Raw genomic sequence first — 20431 nt, 5'->3', positions numbered from 1 at the left:
TCAATGACTCGATTGACTCCTCTACAAACCGCTCAAACTAACTCTGATCAGTCATTTCTAGTAGCTTAACGACTAGCTTCTCGATGCCTGAATGCGCTTCAGCAATATTACCAGCCAACATATAAGCGGGAGTGCTGACAATGCGATTCGCTTCATCCACGACTATCTCATGTACTGTCGCAACTTGATGCTCACCGCCCATCAAATTAAACGCTGCGACAGTATCGCTATCATTACCGATAGTGCCTTTTACACCCTGGGGATATAAACGCGGGATCATCATAGGAGCAATACAGATAAAACCAACGGGCTTTTTCGCCAGAATGAACTCATTGATAAAATCAGTCACCAGCGGTTCCACTTCACACTCACTGCCATTCGTCGCAAAGTTACACAGATTTTTCGCCGCACCAAAGCCACCGGGAATGATCAAGGAATCAAATTCGGCGATATCTAATTCTGTGGTCGCTTTGACTTCGCCACGGGCGATACGTGCCGACTCCACCAGCACGTTACGACTTGCAGCAGCATCGACCTCACCAGTGAGATGATCTACTACATGCATCTGTTTGATATCTGGTGCAAAACACTGGTAGTGAGCCCCTGATCGGGATAAGCATAAAAGCGTTAAAACCGATTCATGTATCTCAGTTCCATCGAAAACACCACATCCACTCAGTAACACTGCGACTTTTTTCATTAAAAATATCCTTCTTATGTCATTAAGTTTTAACAAACCATAAACAAACTAGTTGATCTGATTAAAAATCGTGCTAACTTAATTCGTCGAATCTGACGAGTGCCGAAAATTAAGCCAATCCTTAGATGTATTTTACGGAGTCAATAAAAAATCCACAAATTGGGAAGATTTTTTAAGAAACAGTATTGAACTCACACAAATCTTTTATAAACATAAAAAACAACAACTTAAAAAAATCGCACTAAGCCGTAATCATCGCCATTATTCTCAGTTGACTTTTTCACTCACAGACTTATCCACAGGCTGGGAGTAATTTTGCCATGGCTGAAATAGTGCTTCTGTGGCATGCTTAGCGCCATCTAAGTCATCGATAAACGAAAAATACCTATGCCAACCGTCGCTAAAAACCCACTTGTGCTTGTGGATGGATCTTCTTATTTGTATCGCGCTTATTATGCGCCTCCTCACCTGACAAACTCAAAGGGCGAAGCAACGGGTGCCGTTTATGGCGTAGTGAATATGTTGCGCAGCTTGTTGACCCGTTATCAACCAAGCCATATCGCAGTCGTGTTCGATGCCAAGGGAAAAACCTTCCGCAATGACATGTACAGCGAATACAAAGCACAGCGCCCACCTATGCCTGATGATCTACGTTCGCAAATCGAACCCTTACATCGCATTATTCGCGCACTAGGTTTACCACTGATTTCAATTTCCGGCGTCGAAGCCGATGACGTGATTGGGACTATTGCCCGCCAAGCCAGCTTAGAAAACCGTGCCGTGCTTATCAGCACAGGCGATAAAGACATGGCGCAATTAGTGGATGAGAACGTTACGCTCATCAACACCATGACAGACACCATAATGGGCCCAGAAGAAGTCGTCACCAAATTTGGTGTCGGTCCAGACCGTATCATAGATTTACTCGCACTGATGGGCGACAAGGCTGACAATATTCCAGGCTTACCCGGCGTGGGAGAGAAAACGGCGCTCGCTATGCTCACGGGAGCCGGCAGTGTGAGTAACTTATTAGCGGAACCCGAAAAAGTCGCCGAGCTCGGCTTTAGAGGTTCTAAAACCATGGCGGCAAAAATCATTGAAAATGCCGACATGCTCAAGCTTTCTTACGAACTCGCCACCATCAAAACCGATGTCGAACTTGAGCAAGATTGGCACGAACTCACTCTCATGCCAGCAGACAAAGATGAACTGATCAAATGCTACGGCGAGATGGAGTTTAAACGTTGGTTAGCTGAAGTCTTAGATAATAAAATGACGGCAAATACCTCAATTGATGCGGCATCCACAGAAACACAAGAAGACTCATCTCCTGTCGAAGCGATTGAAACCCAGTACGACTGCATTCTCACCGAAACCGAATTAGACACTTGGATTGCTAAGCTTAAACAAGCCGACTTAATGGCAGTCGATACTGAGACCACCAGCTTAGATTACATGGTGGCCGAATTAGTCGGGATTTCCTTCGCCGTTGAGACAGGAAAAGCCGCTTATCTTCCTTTGACCCACGATTACGTTGGTGCACCGACTCAAATCGATAAAACTGTGGCGTTAGAAAAACTGCGTCCACTGCTTGAGGATCCAAAGATCAAGAAAGTCGGTCAAAATCTTAAGTACGACATCAGTATCTTAGCCAATGCAGGGATCAAACTACAGGGCGTCGCTTTCGACACTATGCTCGAATCCTATGTCTTCAACTCAGTGGCTTCGCGCCATGATATGGATGGCTTAGCGCTCAAGTACTTAGGCCATAAGAATATCAGCTTTGAAGAAATTGCTGGCAAAGGTACAAAACAGCTGACCTTCAACCAAATTCCACTGGAAACGGCTGCGCCTTATGCGGCCGAAGATGCCGACATCACACTGCGTTTACACCAACATTTATGGCCAAGACTCGAGAAAGAAGCCGAACTTGCCGCCATGTTTACCGAAGTCGAATTACCGCTAATCCAAGTGTTGTCGGACATTGAACGTCAAGGGGTATTAATCGACAGTATGTTACTCGGCCAACAGAGCGATGAGCTGGCGCGTAAAATCGATACCTTAGAAGAAAAAGCCTACGACATTGCTGGTGAAAAATTCAATCTTGGTTCACCTAAGCAGCTGCAAGTCTTGTTTTATGAAAAGCTAGGTTATCCGATCACCAAAAAGACCCCAAAGGGTGCGCCATCGACCGCGGAAGAAGTATTAGTCGAATTAGCCTTAGATTTCCCACTGCCAAAGGTGATCCTCGAGCATCGAAGCCTATCTAAGTTAAAGAGCACTTACACCGATAAGCTGCCACTGATGGTCAACGCCAAAACGGGTCGCGTACACACTAGCTATCATCAAGCTAATGCGGCAACAGGTCGCTTATCGTCAAGCGAACCTAACCTGCAAAATATTCCGATTCGCACCGAAGAAGGTCGCCGTATTCGCCAAGCCTTTATCGCCCCAGCAGGCCGTAAAATTTTGGCCGCCGACTACTCGCAAATCGAACTACGGATCATGGCCCATTTATCCCAAGATGCAGGCTTACTCAAAGCCTTCGCCGAGGGCAAAGACATTCATAGAGCCACTGCTGCAGAAGTATTTGGTACCGACTTTGATGAAGTAACCACAGAACAACGCCGCCGTGCCAAAGCGGTTAACTTCGGCTTAATTTATGGCATGTCAGCCTTTGGTTTGGCGCGTCAGCTTGATATCCCACGCCATGAAGCACAAACCTATATCGATACCTACTTTGCCCGTTATCCTGGCGTATTACGTTATATGGAAGAAACGCGCGCGGGTGCTGCTGACTTAGGTTATGTGTCGACTCTGTTTGGTCGTCGCCTCTACTTGCCCGAAATCCGTGATCGTAATGCGATGCGCCGCCAAGGTGCTGAACGTGCTGCGATTAACGCGCCAATGCAAGGTACGGCTGCTGACATCATCAAAAAGGCCATGATCAATATTGCCCAGTGGATCAAAACAGAAACCCAAGGCGAAATCACTATGATCATGCAGGTTCACGATGAATTAGTGTTTGAAGTCGATGCGGATAAAGCAGAGGCACTTAAAAAGACAATCTGCACCTTGATGGCGCAAGCAGCTAATCTCGATGTTGAACTGCTTGCCGAAGCAGGCATTGGTGATAACTGGGATGAAGCCCACTAATCTCAGTAATATCCAGAAGAACACTATCAATATGATTTAACTGAAAATAAAGCTAATCTGACTTCAATATTTTGAGCTCAGATTAGCTCTCTCCCGTCTTAATCGCCTCTAAGAACATCAATACAGAGTCCTTTTCATCACTCAGCATAAATAACCCTTTCACAATACAAATTAGCTCGTTAAGTTAGACAAACTTCATCGGCAGAAAATGATTCACTCACAGCCAAACAATCTTTACCTGATACATTTGGCAGTAGAGTTCATCGATACACTGCCACAGCAGATGGATATTAAAAGGTGTGATTTACTCGAATTGAAACTGCATTCAAGTCAGCCATATATGCTCAAGAATGCCATAACGGTTGTTCTCTCACGCGTACACCAAAATCTTAGGTCAGGATTAGAGTAAAAAATCAAATCTCAAATATTGATCACTTTTGTATATAAATTTCGATTTTTCTCTTTAAATCAGCCAATTAACCATTTTCACTGAAATTTTAGGATCAATTTGAGATGCTTTTTCACTCACAACCTGAGATCAAGCGCACATAATTACCTCTTTTTTGAAAAAACTGTTTTCCATTTAAAGATAAATAGAGTAATATTCTCTGCGTAGGGTACAGAGGTTAAGATGTTCTATCTTTCAGACCTTTATTTCACTTATAGTGATGAGCCAAATTCTGGCGCCTCAGCAACTTGTTTGCTGAGGCTTTTTTTTTGCTCTTTTTTCAGACTTTAAGTAAATTTTAGAGTATTTACTTTAATAAGGGATGAATTGGCTGTATGCTAGTTTCATTGAGAACCATTGAAGCTAATTTGATGGTGCTTGAGTCTTGTTGAATTTAGCTTCTCCCCAAAAGAGCTAATATTTTTGGCCGATGATAATATCATCGGCTATTTTTTTGCCTGAGATTAACGAATAACCGATGGGAATGAGACTGAACAAAAGAGAAAAAATTGCAGTAAAAACAAAGAGGAGGTATACACAGTCAAATTCTACCATGTACACCAAAACAGGCGATATTATTCAGCGTTATTCGCTGCATCTAACTCATCAGTCAACCACTGTGGATGACACCATTCATTAAGAATTGCCAACACTTTAGGCTTACCGGTTCCTTTAAGTGATGAGAAGGGTTCAACTTGCACCCAGTCGCCAAACTCACTTAGTGCGAGACGCACTTCATTTACGGTTTTCATCTTAGCACTTTGGGCTAATTTGTCTGATTTCGTTAGCAAAGCTAATACTGGAATTTCACTAGCAACTGCCCATTCAATCATCTGCATATCGAGATCTTTTAATGGATGACGAATATCCATCAAGACAACCACGCCACTTAAACAAGCGCGTTTTTGCAAATATTCACCCAATGCTTGCTGCCATTTATTTTTCAACGCAAGTGGGACTTGCGCAAAGCCATAACCAGGCAAGTCAACTAAACGACGCTGAGCATCTAACTCAAATACGTTAATTAGTTGAGTACGGCCCGGTGTTTTACTGGTTCTTGCTAAACTTTTTTGCTCAGTTAATGCATTGAGTGCACTAGACTTTCCAGCATTAGAGCGGCCAGCAAATGCAATCTCAACTCCAACATCGCCGGGCAGATATTGATCCAAATGTGCAATGTCAGGTGCACTGATTAAAAACTTTGCCCTACGAAAATCTATACGAGATTCAGTCACTATTTACTCCGAAATTTTTCTACGCAATACCATAATTTATGAAGAATTACTTACTTTCCCACGTTTTCGTGTAAAATATTACTCCGATCACATTAATCATATTTTACCACGCTTGCGGGTCACCCTAGTAAGCTCAGGATAATAATTTAACCAGAAGTTGGAACGCCATGAAAAAGCTAGCTCTTGCGCTGTCTGTTGTAATTGCCGCCATATCTTCACCTGCGATTGCTGAAGGTAATGCTGAAGCGGGAAAAACGAAAATCATTGTCTGTTCGGCCTGTCACGGTATGGACGGTAACAGTATGATCGATATGTACCCCAAAATTGCGGGCCAACACGCCACTTATCTCCAAAAGCAACTACATGATTTCCGTAGCGCAGCACAAACTGGCGGTAAAGATGGTCGTATGGATCCTATCATGAGTGGCATGGCAATGCCTCTAAGCGATCAGGATATTCTCGACATTAGCGCATATTTTTCTAGCCAAGCAATCCAAGTGGCTGAAGCAAAAGATGTTCCTGAGTTAGGTGCTAAACTTTACAAGGGTGGTGATGTTTCTCGTGGCATTACCGCTTGTATGGCATGTCATGGCCCAGATGGTAAAGGCGCTGAGCTTGCAGGTTTTCCAACGTTGGCAGGCCAACACGCCAACTATATCAAGATCCAGCTGACAAAATTCCGTGAAGCGGGCCGCCATAATGACTTGAATGGCATGATGCAAGATGTGGCTAAAAAACTAAATGATAGCGATATCGACGCGCTATCAAAGTATCTTTCTAGCCTGAAGTAATCTTCGCGAGTGAAAAGAAGGGTGTATTGCCACCCTTTTTTTACACCCTAAAGTTGACGTGGACGTAAACTGCAAAGATTCGTACTTGACATAGATCACAGATTTCGGTTTAATAAGCCCCGTACCGAGATAAACCCATCTGTTTGTACAAAAAAATTAATAATAACTTACAGGTTTCGGTATAATTAACGTTCAAGATATAAGAATAAAGATACTCAATAACAATAATATACTTAAGACCACTCTCTAATAATAACAAGAGTCGTGATTTCCACTTGAAATCCAGGTCAGCACAATTTTGTAAGGGATGGCCGATAACGCCAATTTGCTTCTAGCAAAACACCTTACACTCAGGGTAACTTGCCCCATCAGGACATAGTTTACATGATGTAAACTGTAGCAAAGGAAGCGATAAGCTTAGGATGCACTGGCTGGATGCTTGTTATCACAGGAAGGTACTTAAGTAACATGGATGGTTAACTCGACGTCAATGATGACGATGCTTTAAAAGATGTGTTGCGAGACCATCTACGGAAACTGTAGTCAGGATGGCGACAGAAAAAAATAAAGTGTCTGGAAGACCATTAACAAAAATAATGCAGGGAAAGCAGTAAAAAAAAGAAGGATACCGACCGGGAAAGTCGCATAGCAAGTATGGATACTTGGAATCAGGATAAGGTGCTAAAGCACCCTTTGTAAGGCGGCAGTTTAACTGCCGCCTTTTTTCTTTTGTAACACCCCATTAGTGTCTAAAATGTGCACTCAACCAATATAATTGGTACAATCAAAGCCTTAATAACCACTTCAGCAGACTCAATGCCCAGATGCCCTCTTTGTCATAACAGTCAGACACGACTCCTTCATCAAGATAAAAAGCGGAGTTTTTATGTTTGCAAGACATGTGAGTTAACCTTTGCGGATGCGAATAGCCATTTACCCCCCGCGGCAGAGAAGCAAAGATACGGTCGTTCACGCATAGCGTCGAAGCAAAAACAGTTATCGCAATTTATTTTGCCGCTGTTAGCGCAATTAGAGCAGCAACAAGCGGGCAGTTTATTAGGATTGAATTTTGGTCGCATACTCGATGATGAGAGCCTGACGACCATAGAAAATGCGGGCCACAAGTTAAATCAATATGATCCCTTTTTTGCCCCGAATCATGATGTGTTAAAGCTAGAGTATGATTTTATCTGCTGTTATCGGGTGTTTGAGCATTTTCAAAACCCTATAAAAGAGTGGACTTTGCTCTCTCGGCTACTGCATTCTGGTGGTTGGTTAGCGATAAGCACACCATTACTGACTGAATTAGATGGTTTTGCTAAGTGGCATTATAAGAACAACCTCACCCATGTGAGCTTTTATCAGCGACAAACCTTCGAGTACCTCGCAAACAATAGCGATTTTGAACTATTATTTGCCGCAAAGGACCTCGTTTTGATGCAAAAAACATCATAATCTGGTATAACACTCGGCCTAATTTCGCACCTTGTAGACAAGCTCACCCTTAGTCTGCAAGGCCATACGTTGTAAATAATTGAGAAGACCATGTCTCGTAGCAAGAAAACACGCAAGGGCGGCGAGAACAGCCCTAAGTTACAGCCAAGAGTGAAGAAGCAAGATCGCGCTGTAGCGACTGGCAAACGTAAAGATTCTGGCAATAAATCAGGTAGTCGTCATAACGAAAGCTTAATTTTAGCGCAAGCGCCGCAACAGCAGGCCGCTAAGAAAAAAGACCCGCGTCATGGCAGTAAAAAGCCTGTGGCTTTAGCAATTCCTGCGGCAGTGGTAACAGATAAAGCCGCTCAGCCAAAAGTGAAACAAGCTAAGCTGACTGACGAGCAAAAACTGCTGAAATTGGAAGAAGATCCAAGACTAAATCAGCTGTTAGATATGCTTGAAGAAGGCCGCGACCTCAACGAGGTTGACCAAAAGTGGTTAGATCAACAGCTAAATAAGATTGAAGCTCTGATGATTAAACTGGGCATTAGCGACGATATGGATGATGACACACCTTCATCACCTGCTAAGTCTTTGTCTGACGATGAGTTGTTCGACAAGTTCGAATCAGGCGCTGACTTACTAAAAGATTATCAAGACAAGTTCTAACCTCTCAGTGCTAAGGCATAGGGAACTCAGTTTTTAGCTGTGGCTCCTTATGCCATTCATATAAGGAGTCTCTGTGTCTACGACTATCATTATTCTCGGTTTTATCATCATAGTAGCGCTAAGTAGCTACGCCACCTTCTTAATCCTAAAACTCAAGCAGCAAAAAAAGCGTCAGCAGGCTGAACAAGCCGAGCGTGAAGTGACTGCGAACGCAAAACGTGCCCAAGTTTTAGATGATATCCGCTATATCGCCACCGCCATGATTGAAGACCGCTGTGAGATCTCTGAAGGCGTGGTCAGGATTGGGCGATTATTTGAAATCCTGTCATTAAGTGAGCGTGTGGCTCCCGATTACCCTTCATTATTCAAACACTTTGAGTTAATTAAAAATCATCCCATCATGGATGCTCGTCAAGCCTTGCCTAAGCAAGAAAGAATGAAGTTAGACTTGATCAGAATGAAGTCCGAAGCCGCATTAGAGCAAGGCATCAGTGATGATGCGAAAAAACTGGCGGATTACCAAGCCAAAGCGATGCATTAAACCAGCCCATTGCTATACCTCAAGACCACTTATATTGTGGTTTTGAGGTTATCTCGATAAAACCTGCACCAATCTTACCCTCCTTACTCCCGTGAGCCTGCGCACAAAATCGCCAAATATCGACAGACAAGCGTACTTTTTTGATAGATATTGCGTAACTTCTAAAAAGACAGACGTCATTTTTACAACCTAGATCAAGGTTATTTACTTAAGAACCTTGCATACTTCGCTTGTTGCTAATTTACCCACGGAGGACACGCCTTGAAGCAGCCCACTCAGATTAGCTGGGATCAGTCGATGATCGAAAAATATAACTACAGCGGTCCCCGTTATACCTCTTACCCAACGGCATTAGAGTTCGATGACACATTCACCGAACAAAACCTGCTGACGGCCATTGAAAATAGCAAAAGCGATAAACTGTCGCTGTATATTCATATCCCGTTCTGCGCCAAGCTTTGTTATTACTGCGGCTGTAATAAAGTCATCACCCGCCACCAACACAAAGCCGATCAGTACATTGAATATTTAAGCCAAGAAATTATTAAACGTGCCCCCCTGTTCAAACATTACAGTGTGACCCAAATGCATTGGGGCGGCGGTACACCCACTTTCTTAAATCCAGAGCAAATTTTAAAGCTGACATCATTGATTAAAGCCAACTTTAACTTTGCGGATGAAGGTGAGTTTTCAATTGAAGTCGATCCTCGCGAGATAGAACTGTCAATGCTCGACACGTTGAAAGAAGCGGGCTTTAACCGGATCTCCATCGGCGTACAAGATTTCAATAAAGAAGTGCAAATTGCCGTTAATCGCGAACAAGACGAGCAATTTATCTTCGACTTAATGGCCAAAGCGAAAGCCATGGGTTTTGTGTCGACCAACATAGATTTAATCTATGGTTTGCCACACCAAACGCCAGAAACCTTTGCCGTCACTATGCAGCGCGTTTTAGATTTATCGCCTGACCGTCTGTCGGTATTTAACTATGCTCACTTACCTGCGCGCTTTGCCGCTCAACGTAAGATCAAAGACGAGCATTTACCTTCGCCAAAACAAAAACTCGAAATGCTGCACCAAACTATCGAGACCTTAACTGGCGCAGGCTACCAATATATCGGTATGGACCACTTTGCTAAACCCGATGACGAGTTAGCCAAGTTACAGCGCGAAGGCAGACTGCACCGCAACTTCCAAGGTTATACCACCCAAGAAGAATGTGATTTGTTAGGTCTTGGCGTATCGTCCATCAGTCAGATTGGCGATTGCTATGCGCAAAACCAGAAAGATATCCGCCCTTACTATGAGGCCATAGATAAGGAAGGCCATGCTTTGTGGAAAGGTTGCAGCCTAAACCGTGACGATGAAATCCGCCGTGTAGTGATTAAACAGCTGATTTGCCACTTCGAACTGGATATGGCGAAAATTGATGAGAAACTGGGGATTAACTTCGAAACCTATTTCGCGGAAGATCTTAAGTTAATGCAGACATTTATCGATGATAAGTTAGTTGAAATCGTCGACAGACAGATCACTATCAGCCCTACTGGCCGTTTATTGATCCGCAATATCTGTATGTGCTTCGATCTTTACTATCGTCAAAAAGCGCGTCAGCAACAGTTCTCACGCGTGATCTAAACGCTTATTGCTGCACTCGCAAACGCTCACAAAAAATCCGACTCTAGAGTCGGATTTTTTATTCATTGCAATTTTTAGTAACGACTCAGAATCGACTTATGCCTTAGCGGCATAAAGTGCTTTGCGCTCACTGTCCGATAAAAATGCCATTTCAACGCCGTTACGTTGCACCTGCGCTAACTCAGCATCGGTTAACTTGAGTTCAGATTTGGCGATACGATACTCATGCTTAATATCGATAGCGCTCACACCGGGATCATCGGTATTTAGGCTTATCAACACGCCTGCATCCATAAAGGTTCTGAATGGATGCTCAGCGTAAGAAGCCACAGTAGAAGTATGCAAGTTACTGGTTGGGCAAGATTCGATGCCAATACGGTGCTTAGCAAGATATTCCATCAACTTAGGATCGTGAATCGCGTTCACCCCATGACCAATTCGAGTTGCGCCAAGTTCTTGAATCGCTTGCCACATACTTTGTGAACCCGCAGCTTCACCGGCGTGAGCCGTAATCGCAAGGCCAGCATCACGAACACGTTTAAAGTGATCGTTAAATAACTCGCCAGGGAAGCCCAATTCATCACCGGCTAAGTCCATAGCCACGAGATGTTGTTTATGGGCGAGTAAGCCCTCAAGTTCTTGAGTACAAGCCGCTTGACCGAATGAACGTGACATAATGCCAATCAAATTGATCTTCACGTTATAGTCTTTTAAGCCCGCTTTAACGCCATCAACGACCGCCTCAACTACGCCTTCAATCGGTAACTTATGGTTCATCGCCATATAGTAAGGACTAAAACGTAACTCAGCGTAATCTAAGCCAGACAACGCCGCATCGGCAACGTTTTCATAGGCGACGCGTTTAACCGCATCCAAATCTGCGAGTACAGCAACCATCCAATCGAGCTTCTTTAAGAAGGCGACTAAGCTAGTTTCTTTCCCCTGAATTTGCACAAAAGGTGCGAGAGTCTCTAAAGAATCGGCAGGTAGCGCAATGCCGTGTTGGTGTCCTAGTTCCCAAATGGTATTTACCCGCACATTACCGTCTAGGTGACGATGCAGATCCACCAATGGAATGGATGTATCAATCATATTTAACCCCTATTTGAACTACCCAGCCAATGCTTTTGTTATTTGGTCGCGGGCGGACACTAAGTTTAACACGCATTTTCAAGGGCATTTATGCGCCAACCGCATTTAAATTCACATTCAGTCACAATTCTGCTTAATATCCATACAAGGAACTGCCGTATTCATCAGGCATAATGACTTCAATAACAACGAAAATATCAGAGATCGACTATGCATAAACTCTTAACCCCCAGTTTATTGATATGCGCATTAAGCGCCTGCAGTACTACTCAAACCACAAAAAATAGTCAAATCGCAGCGCCACAGACAATATCGGCAGCACAGTCGCAAGTTGAGCCCATAGCTCCCGCACTGCAAGCGATCATCGACCAAAGCTGGCAATTACAACTCAGTGCGAGTCCTGAAATGGCTTACAGCATGGGCGATGCCAGTGCAGCAGGAAAATTAGCGGATCTCTCGCCAGCCGCGCTCGCTAAGCTTAATCAAGGTCAAATCGCAGTACTAGCGCAGCTCAAAGTACTCGACCGCAGCAGTTTGAGTAAAGAAGATAAGATTAACGCTCAAATACTGGAAGATCAGATCCAAAACGATGTCGACCTGTATCGCTTTAAAGATTATTACTTGCCCATTACCGCAGAAAGCGGCTTCCACGCTTATATCACCTCAATCGCACAGGGAAGATTCAACACCCTTGAGGATTACCGCAACTATATTGCCAAACTCAATGCACTCCCGACCTATTTCGCCCAGCAAACTCACTGGCTAAAAAAAGGACTCGCCGAGGGAATAACGCCGCCTAAAGTGACACTCAATGGCTTTGAAGACAGTATCAGTGCTTATATCGTCCCTGTTGAAAAGAGCAGTTATTTCAAACCTTTTACTCAATATCCCAACTATTTCACTGAGGCACAAAAAACTCAGCTGACCCAAGAAGGCCGCACTTTAGTTGAGCAAAAAGTTCTACCTCTGTACCAAAACTTTTATGATTTCATGACTAAAGAGTACATTCCCAATGCCCGGGAAAATATCGCGGCCAGTAGCTTACCTAACGGCGCAGAATTTTATGAGAATAGGGTACGTTACTACACGACGTTGAATATGACGTCGACGCAAGTGCATGAACTGGGCGTAAAAGAAGTACAACGTATCCGCCAAGAAATGGAACAAATCATCGCGTCAGTAGGTTTTAAAGGCAGCTTTGCCGACTTCTTACATTTCCTGCGGACCGATCCTCAGTTCTACACCACCAGTGCCGATCAGTTACTCAAAGAAGCGGCATTTATTGCCAAAAAAGCCGATGCCATGCTACCTAAGTACTTCGGCAAACTCCCACGCCAACCCTATGGTATAGCGCCAGTGCCTGCCGAAATTGCGCCGAAATACACCACAGGACGATATTCAGGATCGAACAGCGATGATGAACCCGGTTACTACTGGGTCAACACTTATGCATTGGATAAGCGCCCACTCTACGAGCTAGAAGCCTTAACCTTGCACGAAGCCGTACCCGGTCATCATCTGCAAATTTCACTCAACTCTGAGCTAACCTCACTCCCAGATTTCCGTCGTTATGGCTATATCTCTGCCTTTGGTGAAGGATGGGGGCTATATTGCGAATATTTAGGTTTAGAAGCGGGTTTCTACCAAGATCCATACAGTAACTTTGGTCGCTTAACCTATGAAATGTGGCGCGCGGCGCGTTTAGTCGTAGATACTGGCATGCACGCCCAAGGATGGAGTCGTCAACAAGCCATCGACTTTATGGCCAGCAATACCGCACTATCACTGCACAATGTCACTACCGAAATTGACCGCTATATTTCGTGGCCAGGACAAGCCTTATCCTACAAAATTGGTGAGTTAACAATCAAACGATTACGTGCCAAGGCAGAACAGGAACTCGGCGACAAATTTGATATTCGTGCCTTCCACGATGCTGTGCTCGAAAATGGCTCTGTACCTATGTCGATCCTCGAACAGCAAATCAATGATTTTATTGAAGCGAAAAAGGCGACACGCTAAGTTAATGAAATTCATGGGAGTCGGTATTTTCAGACTCCCATGGTTGTCTGTTACACTCTAACAAACCATTCAAGCCAAATGATTTGCGACTGAGTATGAGCCAAGCCAAAGCGACATTTTCGACTGAACACGATTTAAATACCTCAGAGCAGCAAGCCTTCTGGCAAAGCGTTGTTCAAGACACGCTAGCCTCTGCCGACGGCGTCACGCTGGCCTATATGATGGTCAAACATCCCCAAGCGCATACCGCAATCGTTCTCAGCAGTGGCCGAGTCGAGTCCTATTTAAAGTATCAAGAATTGGTCTTCGACTTATACCAACAAGGTTACTCTGTTTATGCCATAGATCACCGTGGCCAAGGGCTGTCGGATCGTATGACAATCAATCCACACATGGGCCATGTGCGAAGATTCAATGATTATATTGATGACTTTGCTCTATTTATGCAGAAGATAGTGTTACCACAAAACGACAAACAACTCATGCTACTTGGCCATTCAATGGGTGGCGCGATTGGCACTTTGTATCTCAAACAGCATCCCGATATTTTTACCGCCGCGGCATTTTCAGCGCCCATGTATGGCATTAAATTACCTATGCCAAAAGCGTTCGTACGCTGGTTAGCCAGTAAACTCGATACCACACTCAATGGCGGCGAGCCTAATTATGTACTTGCAGGACAAAACTATAAACCTGTTCCATTCAAAGGTAATGAGCTAACTCACAGCCAGACCCGATACCAAGCCTACCGAGAATTGTATGATGCTGCCCCTAAGTTACAACTCGGTTCACCCACTAACCGTTGGTTGACTGAATCTTTAGATGCGGCAGATACTTGCGTACTGGCAACGGCACAAATTCGCACTCCGATACTGATACTGCAAGCGAGTGAAGATAAGATTGTTGATAATGCGGCCCAGAATCTCGCCGTGAGTACCCATTGCCAATTGAAAGTAATCGCTGGGGCTGCCCATGAGATTTTTATGGAAAAAGACGCCTGCCGAAACCAAGCCTTAAACTATGCTCTCGACTTCTTTAAACGCTACGCAATAAAGGACGAGGACAAACAAGCTGGATAAAGTCCGCTTGGTTTAAAGCTCGACTGAATAAATAGCCCTGATAGCCATCACAGCCTAGTTCAACAAAAGCTTGATATTGTTGGGATGATTCGACACCTTTGGCGACAACGCTCAAATTGAATTGCCGCGCAGAGGTAATAAGTACATTCACTTTTGTTGGCATTGTGGTTAATGAATCGATACAACTCATATCCAATTTAACCGCAACTAATGGCTGATTAGCTAAGCAGCTCAAGGCACTCAAACCCGAACCGAAATGATCGAGGATGATGCCTACACCTGCTTCAACTAACTTAGAGACATGCTCATCGACAAACTGTGGTTGCATTAACAATGCGGCCTCATTGAGCTCAATACCCAGTTGATTAGCCACAATACCATGCTCCTTAACTAACCCAACGAATGCATCAACAAAATCAGCCTGACCAAATGAGAATGCACTGATATTGAGAGTCAAAGGAGGCAAACTCCTTCCTTGAGCCCGCGATTTCTGAATAAACAGACACACCCGCTTTGCCACCCAAAGATCAAGCTCAGCAATAATTCCCCCTTGTTCTGCTAACGCCACAAATTCAGCTGGCGGAATAAACTCTCCATCAGCACGATACCAACGCGTGAGCACTTCAGCCGAGACAAGTTCACTGGTCGCATTGATCACAGGCTGGAACATTAACGTTAAGCTATCTTGTTGTAATGCGGTTTGTAATTCCTGTTGCAACAGCTCATCACGGCTCTGGCGAAAGTCCATTTCAGCATGGTAAAAAGCGCACCCAGCTTGACCTGCTTGCTTAGCGCTTAACGTTGCCAACTCGGCACGACGCATGACTAAAGCAGGATCTAAGGTTTCTATACTATCGAGTAAACAGATCCCCACACACGCGCTCAGCTCAAAGTGATGATGACCGTAATGGAATGGTCGAGCAATCACTTGCCTTAACTCACTCGCAAGGGCTAAAGCACGACGAGCAACGGCTGACGCATCTGCCGCTAAATCTTTAGCAAGCAAAACGAAATTACCAGACTCTAATCGACCGACCGTTATATTTTCAGTGAAATAACTCGATAAACGGGCCGCGATTTGCGTTAACAAGCGCTCTAATTCATGGGAATGTAAAGTGGCGACCAATCCTAAGCGATCCACCTCAACGAGCAGCAATGCCCCCCATTGCCCCGAACTATTACCTTGGGTTAAAAATTGAGATAAACGCACCATAAAGACATCGGGCAACATCTTGCGACCGACAACAGATTGATCTACAAGCTCAGTAATTGCAGCATGGTTCTTCGCGCTTTCTGACACATCCATATGAATGCCTATCATGCGAGTCGGGCGCCCTTGGGGATCCCAATCAACTAACATACCGCGGTCTAATACCCACACATAATGGCCATCTCTATGGCGTAAGCGGTGAACACTTTCAAATTCTTTACTCTTTCCGCTAACGTATTCCTGCAAAGCATCTAACACAATCTGCTTATCATCGGGATGTAGCCGCGTCTCCCATGTCTGGAATACTCCAGCCAATTCATCAGGCGCATAACCAATCATCTCTTTCCAGCGATCAGAAAGAAAAACCTCCCCCGTACTGATGTCCCAATCCCAAATACCATTACGCGAACCTTCCACAGCAAATAACCAACGCAATTCACTGTCATTCAGCTGTTTAACTGCCCGACTTAAACGCTCATGTGCCTGCTGCAAACTGGCTTGCAAAGATAAAACTTCAGATGAACTCCAAGGTATCGATGTCGAAAAGGAAGAAGTGCCGACCTGCTTAGCGGCCTCGCTCAACATTTGGAATGGGCGGATCAACAGGAAATATAAAATAAAGGTAAAGCCAATCAGCAATAATCCGCCAAGGCCCCAAACCCGCATAAAACGTTGCTGCAACTTAGCAGAAGCTTCGGCCACTAAAGGGGCTAAATCGGCTTCAAGATAAATCAAATCAACAGCCCCACCATACTGGGGAAGAACGGGATAATATGCTTGAATAGTTAAACGGTCGAGATTAACGAGGATCTGCGGAAGAAAAGCTTGAACCACAGAGCGGTGAAGGTCTACATCATAACCATCGATGACTTGAGTCGCATTGCTATCTCGCCACACAGTATGATTAGCAAAACGAATACGGCTTTCAGCATCAACCAAGATATACACCATAGTGCCCATATCCAGCGCAGCTAAGGAAACTTCCTGCTCAATCCGCTCCACATCCTGTAAAGCTTGCGCCGATTGAACCACATTCTGCATGCGGAACAACTGTTGCTTTATCAAAGCCGACTGTCGCTGCGCAAGTTCAGCCCTAATTTGGTCACTTTCGAACAGGTACTCGCCTATGACCAACACTAAATATAGGGTCAGCATACAAAGAGGAAGCAGTACCGCGAGCGAAAGCTTACGAAGCATAGGCAACAGATGGCCGTTAACAAAAAAATTAATATTTTTGTATGCTAACGGGAAACTAACCACTAAGCAAAAGGACTTATCAAACTAAGCGAGATCTTCATGTAAATAATCAACTTAGAGTATAAAAGTCTGAAATAAAGGAAGGAAAAAACGTAAAGAGCTAGCAGAAGATGGCTAGATGAAGAACAGAGAGAAAAGCAGAAAAATCACTCCAATTAACAAATTGCAGACGCAAAAAAGCCAGCTTATTCAGCTGGCTTCGTTACATCTCAATGAGATAATTAGGCGCTTGGCGATGACCTACAAAACCCATCTGGGTTGTATGGTTAAGCCTCTCGAGTCATTAGTACATGTTAGCTCAACGCCTCACAACGCTTACACACCATGCCTATCAACGTCCTAGTCTCGAACGGCTCTTTAGAGGAATTAAATTCCTAGGGATGACTCATCTTAGGGCTCGCTTCCCGCTTAGATGCTTTCAGCGGTTATCGATTCCGAACGTAGCTACCGGGCAATGCCATTGGCATGACAACCCGAACACCAGCGGTTCGTCCACTCCGGTCCTCTCGTACTAGGAGCAGCTCCCTTCAATCATCCAACGCCCACGGCAGATAGGGACCGAACTGTCTCACGACGTTCTGAACCCAGCTCGCGTACCACTTTAAATGGCGAACAGCCATACCCTTGGGACCGACTTCAGCCCCAGGATGTGATGAGCCGACATCGAGGTGCCAAACACCGCCGTCGATATGAACTCTTGGGCGGTATCAGCCTGTTATCCCCGGAGTACCTTTTATCCGTTGAGCGATGGCCCTTCCATTCAGAACCACCGGATCACTATGACCTACTTTCGTACCTGCTCGACGTGTATGTCTCGCAGTTAAGCTGGCTTATGCCATTGCACTAACCGTACGATGTCCGACCGTACTTAGCCAACCTTCGTGCTCCTCCGTTACTCTTTGGGAGGAGACCGCCCCAGTCAAACTACCCACCAGGCACTGTCCCTAATCCCGATAAGGGACCTAGGTTAGAACATCAAAACTACAAGGGTGGTATTTCAAGGACGACTCCATCATGACTAGCGTCACAACTTCAWAGTCTCCCACCTATCCTACACATGTAGGTTCAATGTTCAGTGCCAAGCTATAGTAAAGGTTCACGGGGTCTTTCCGTCTAGCCGCGGGTATACGGCATCTTCACCGCAATTTCAACTTCACTGAGTCTCGGCTGGAGACAGCGTGGCCATCATTACGCCATTCGTGCAGGTCGGAACTTACCCGACAAGGAATTTCGCTACCTTAGGACCGTTATAGTTACGGCCGCCGTTTACCGGGGCTTCGATCATGAGCTTCTCTTGCGATAACCCAATCAATTAACCTTCCGGCACCGGGCAGGCGTCACACCGTATACTTCCTCTTGCGAGTTTGCACAGTGCTGTGTTTTTGATAAACAGTTGCAGCCACCTGGTATCTGCGACTCCCGTCAGCTTAGAGAGCAAGTCTCATCACCAACARGAGCGTACCTTCTCCCGAAGTTACGGTACCATTTTGCCTAGTTCCTTCAGCCGAGTTCTCTCAAGCGCCTTGGTATTCTCTACCCGACCACCTGTGTCGGTTTGGGGTACGATTCCCRCTAACCTGAAGCTTAGAAGATTTTCCTGGAAGCATGGCATCAACTACTTCAGTCCCTTAGGACYTCGTCATCAGCTCTCAGTGTGTACATTAAAGTACGTGTCCCCGGATTTGCCTAAGAACACCACCTACCACCTTAAACGCGGACTACCAACGCCGCGCTAGCCTAGCCTTCTCCGTCTCTCCATCGCAGTTAGCGGAAGTACAGAAATATTAATCTGTTTCCCATCGATTACGCCTTTCGGCCTCACCTTAGGGGTCGACTCACCCTGCCCCGATTAACGTTGGACAGGAACCCTTGGTCTTTCGGCGAGGGGGTTTTTCACCCCCTTTATCGTTACTCATGTCAGCATTCGCACTTCTGATACCTCCAGCGTGGGTTACCCCTTCACCTTCAACGGCTTACAGAACGCTCCTCTACCGCGCAACCCTAATGGGCTGCACCCGTAGCTTCGGTGACTAGCTTAGCCCCGTTACATCTTCCGCGCAGGCCGACTCGACTAGTGAGCTATTACGCTTTCTTTAAATGATGGCTGCTTCTAAGCCAACATCCTAGCTGTCTAAGCCTTCCCACATCGTTTCCCACTTAGCTAGTACTTTGGGACCTTAGCTGACGGTCTGGGTTGTTTCCCTTTTGACGACGGACGTTAGCACCCGCCGTCTGTCTCCCGAGTAGTACTCATTGGTATTCGGAGTTTGCAAAGGGTTGGTAAGTCGGGATGACCCCCTAGCCTTAACAGTGCTCTACCCCCAATGGTATTCGCTCGAGGCGCTACCTAAATAGCTTTCGAGGAGAACCAGATATCTCCCGGTTTGATTGGCCTTTCACCCCCAGCCACAAGTCATCCGCTAATTTTTCAACATTAGTCGGTTCGGTCCTCCAGTTGATGTTACTCAACCTTCAACCTGCCCATGGCTAGATCACCGGGTTTCGGGTCTACACCTTGCAACTAAACGCGCAGTTAACACTCGGTTTCCCTACGGCTCCGCTATTCGCTTAACCTCGCTACAAAATGTAAGTCGCTGACCCATTATACAAAAGGTACGCAGTCACGGTCTCAAGAACCGCTCCCACTGCTTGTACGTATACGGTTTCAGGTTCTATTTCACTCCCCTCACAGGGGTTCTTTTCGCCTTTCCCTCACGGTACTGGTTCACTATCGGTCAGTCAGGAGTATTTAGCCTTGGAGGATGGTCCCCCCATATTCAAACAGGATGTCACGTGTCCCGCCTTACTCGTTTTCATCAATGGTTAGTTTTCATGTACGGGGCTATCACCCTGTGCCGCTGYGCTTTCCAACRCATTCCACTAACACCCCACTGACTTAAGGGCTAATCCCCGTTCGCTCGCCGCTACTAGGGGAATCTCGGTTGATTTCTTTTCCTAAGGGTACTTAGATGTTTCAGTTCCCCTCGTTCGCCTCGCAACACTATGTATTCATGTTGCGATAACAGCTTATGCTGCTGGGTTCCCCCATTCGGACATCGTTAGCTCAAATGCTTGTTACTAGCTCGCCAACGCTTTTCGCAAGTTACTACGTCCTTCATCGCCTCTGACTGCCAAGGCATCCACCGTATACGCTTA

At 45.3% G+C, this 20431-nt stretch carries 12 protein-coding genes and 1 rRNA gene; 8 read left to right on the top strand and 5 right to left on the bottom strand.

Annotated features, from left to right (window positions below):
- Window positions 1-37 precede the first annotated feature (37 nt).
- Window positions 38-700 carry an isoprenoid biosynthesis glyoxalase ElbB gene (gene elbB / locus L5L91_RS14960; protein WP_263237008.1) on the bottom strand — a complete coding sequence of 221 codons (663 nt, stop codon included), beginning with the start codon at window positions 698-700 and terminating at the stop codon, window positions 38-40.
- Between the two features lie 387 nt (window positions 701-1087).
- Here elbB and polA point away from each other — a divergent pair, with 387 nt between their 5' ends.
- Window positions 1088-3856, top strand: coding sequence for a DNA polymerase I (gene polA, locus L5L91_RS14955; RefSeq protein WP_263237006.1), 2769 nt, complete (start codon window positions 1088-1090; stop codon window positions 3854-3856).
- A 1023-nt stretch (window positions 3857-4879) separates the two neighbouring features.
- Here polA and yihA read toward each other — a convergent pair.
- On the bottom strand, window positions 4880-5539 hold the full coding sequence (gene yihA, locus L5L91_RS14950; RefSeq protein ID WP_006079362.1) for a ribosome biogenesis GTP-binding protein YihA/YsxC: 660 nt from the start codon (window positions 5537-5539) through the stop codon (window positions 4880-4882).
- A 167-nt stretch (window positions 5540-5706) separates the two neighbouring features.
- Here yihA and L5L91_RS14945 point away from each other — a divergent pair, with 167 nt between their 5' ends.
- The 5 genes from L5L91_RS14945 (at window position 5707) to hemN (ending at window position 10615) form a co-directional block, all read left to right on the top strand.
- A complete protein-coding gene (locus tag L5L91_RS14945; RefSeq protein WP_105250761.1) occupies window positions 5707-6330 on the top strand; it encodes a c-type cytochrome in 624 nt (207 codons plus the stop codon).
- A gap of 816 nt (window positions 6331-7146) precedes the next feature.
- Window positions 7147-7785 (top strand): class I SAM-dependent methyltransferase, encoded by a 639-nt coding sequence (locus tag L5L91_RS14940; RefSeq protein ID WP_105250762.1) that lies wholly within the window; start codon window positions 7147-7149, stop codon window positions 7783-7785.
- Window positions 7786-7875: 90 nt separating this feature from the next.
- Entirely contained in the window at window positions 7876-8436 is a 561-nt protein-coding gene (yihI, locus tag L5L91_RS14935; RefSeq protein WP_105250763.1) for a Der GTPase-activating protein YihI, read from the top strand.
- A 73-nt stretch (window positions 8437-8509) separates the two neighbouring features.
- Window positions 8510-8977, top strand: coding sequence for a DUF2489 domain-containing protein (locus L5L91_RS14930; RefSeq protein WP_212599427.1), 468 nt, complete (start codon window positions 8510-8512; stop codon window positions 8975-8977).
- A 261-nt stretch (window positions 8978-9238) separates the two neighbouring features.
- Window positions 9239-10615, top strand: coding sequence for an oxygen-independent coproporphyrinogen III oxidase (hemN, locus tag L5L91_RS14925; protein WP_263182235.1), 1377 nt, complete (start codon window positions 9239-9241; stop codon window positions 10613-10615).
- A gap of 96 nt (window positions 10616-10711) precedes the next feature.
- On the opposite strand, the gene add is transcribed toward hemN, so the two are convergent.
- Complete coding sequence (add, locus tag L5L91_RS14920) at window positions 10712-11707, bottom strand: adenosine deaminase (RefSeq protein WP_219235140.1); 996 nt, start codon at window positions 11705-11707, stop codon at window positions 10712-10714.
- Window positions 11708-11917: 210 nt separating this feature from the next.
- Here add and L5L91_RS14915 point away from each other — a divergent pair, with 210 nt between their 5' ends.
- Both L5L91_RS14915 and L5L91_RS14910 read left to right on the top strand, forming a co-directional pair.
- Window positions 11918-13729 (top strand): DUF885 domain-containing protein, encoded by a 1812-nt coding sequence (locus L5L91_RS14915; RefSeq protein ID WP_263237005.1) that lies wholly within the window; start codon window positions 11918-11920, stop codon window positions 13727-13729.
- A gap of 95 nt (window positions 13730-13824) precedes the next feature.
- Window positions 13825-14808, top strand: coding sequence for an alpha/beta fold hydrolase (locus L5L91_RS14910; protein WP_105250768.1), 984 nt, complete (start codon window positions 13825-13827; stop codon window positions 14806-14808).
- Here L5L91_RS14910 and L5L91_RS14905 read toward each other — a convergent pair.
- Window positions 14765-17215: a GGDEF domain-containing phosphodiesterase gene (locus tag L5L91_RS14905; RefSeq protein ID WP_263237003.1), complete on the bottom strand. Its 2451-nt coding sequence runs from the start codon at window positions 17213-17215 to the stop codon at window positions 14765-14767. The genes L5L91_RS14910 and L5L91_RS14905 overlap by 44 nt on opposite strands.
- Window positions 17216-17537: 322 nt before the next feature.
- A 23S ribosomal RNA gene (locus tag L5L91_RS14900) occupies window positions 17538-20431 on the bottom strand; the annotation flags it as partial.

This window comes from Shewanella sp. SM55, from assembly GCF_025654025.1.
Lineage (GTDB): Bacteria > Pseudomonadota > Gammaproteobacteria > Enterobacterales > Shewanellaceae > Shewanella > Shewanella oncorhynchi.
This window is presented reverse-complemented; position numbering and strand designations above follow the sequence as displayed.

Coding starts and splice junctions, on each gene's coding strand:
- elbB (WP_263237008.1), bottom strand. CDS start 700: ATGAAAAAAGTCGCAGTGTTACTGAGTGGATGTGGTGTTTTCGATGGA.
- polA (WP_263237006.1), top strand. CDS start 1,088: ATGCCAACCGTCGCTAAAAACCCACTTGTGCTTGTGGATGGATCTTCT.
- L5L91_RS14945 (WP_105250761.1), top strand. CDS start 5,707: ATGAAAAAGCTAGCTCTTGCGCTGTCTGTTGTAATTGCCGCCATATCT.
- L5L91_RS14940 (WP_105250762.1), top strand. CDS start 7,147: ATGCCCAGATGCCCTCTTTGTCATAACAGTCAGACACGACTCCTTCAT.
- yihI (WP_105250763.1), top strand. CDS start 7,876: ATGTCTCGTAGCAAGAAAACACGCAAGGGCGGCGAGAACAGCCCTAAG.
- add (WP_219235140.1), bottom strand. CDS start 11,707: ATGATTGATACATCCATTCCATTGGTGGATCTGCATCGTCACCTAGAC.
- L5L91_RS14915 (WP_263237005.1), top strand. CDS start 11,918: ATGCATAAACTCTTAACCCCCAGTTTATTGATATGCGCATTAAGCGCC.
- L5L91_RS14910 (WP_105250768.1), top strand. CDS start 13,825: ATGAGCCAAGCCAAAGCGACATTTTCGACTGAACACGATTTAAATACC.
- L5L91_RS14905 (WP_263237003.1), bottom strand. CDS start 17,215: ATGCTTCGTAAGCTTTCGCTCGCGGTACTGCTTCCTCTTTGTATGCTG.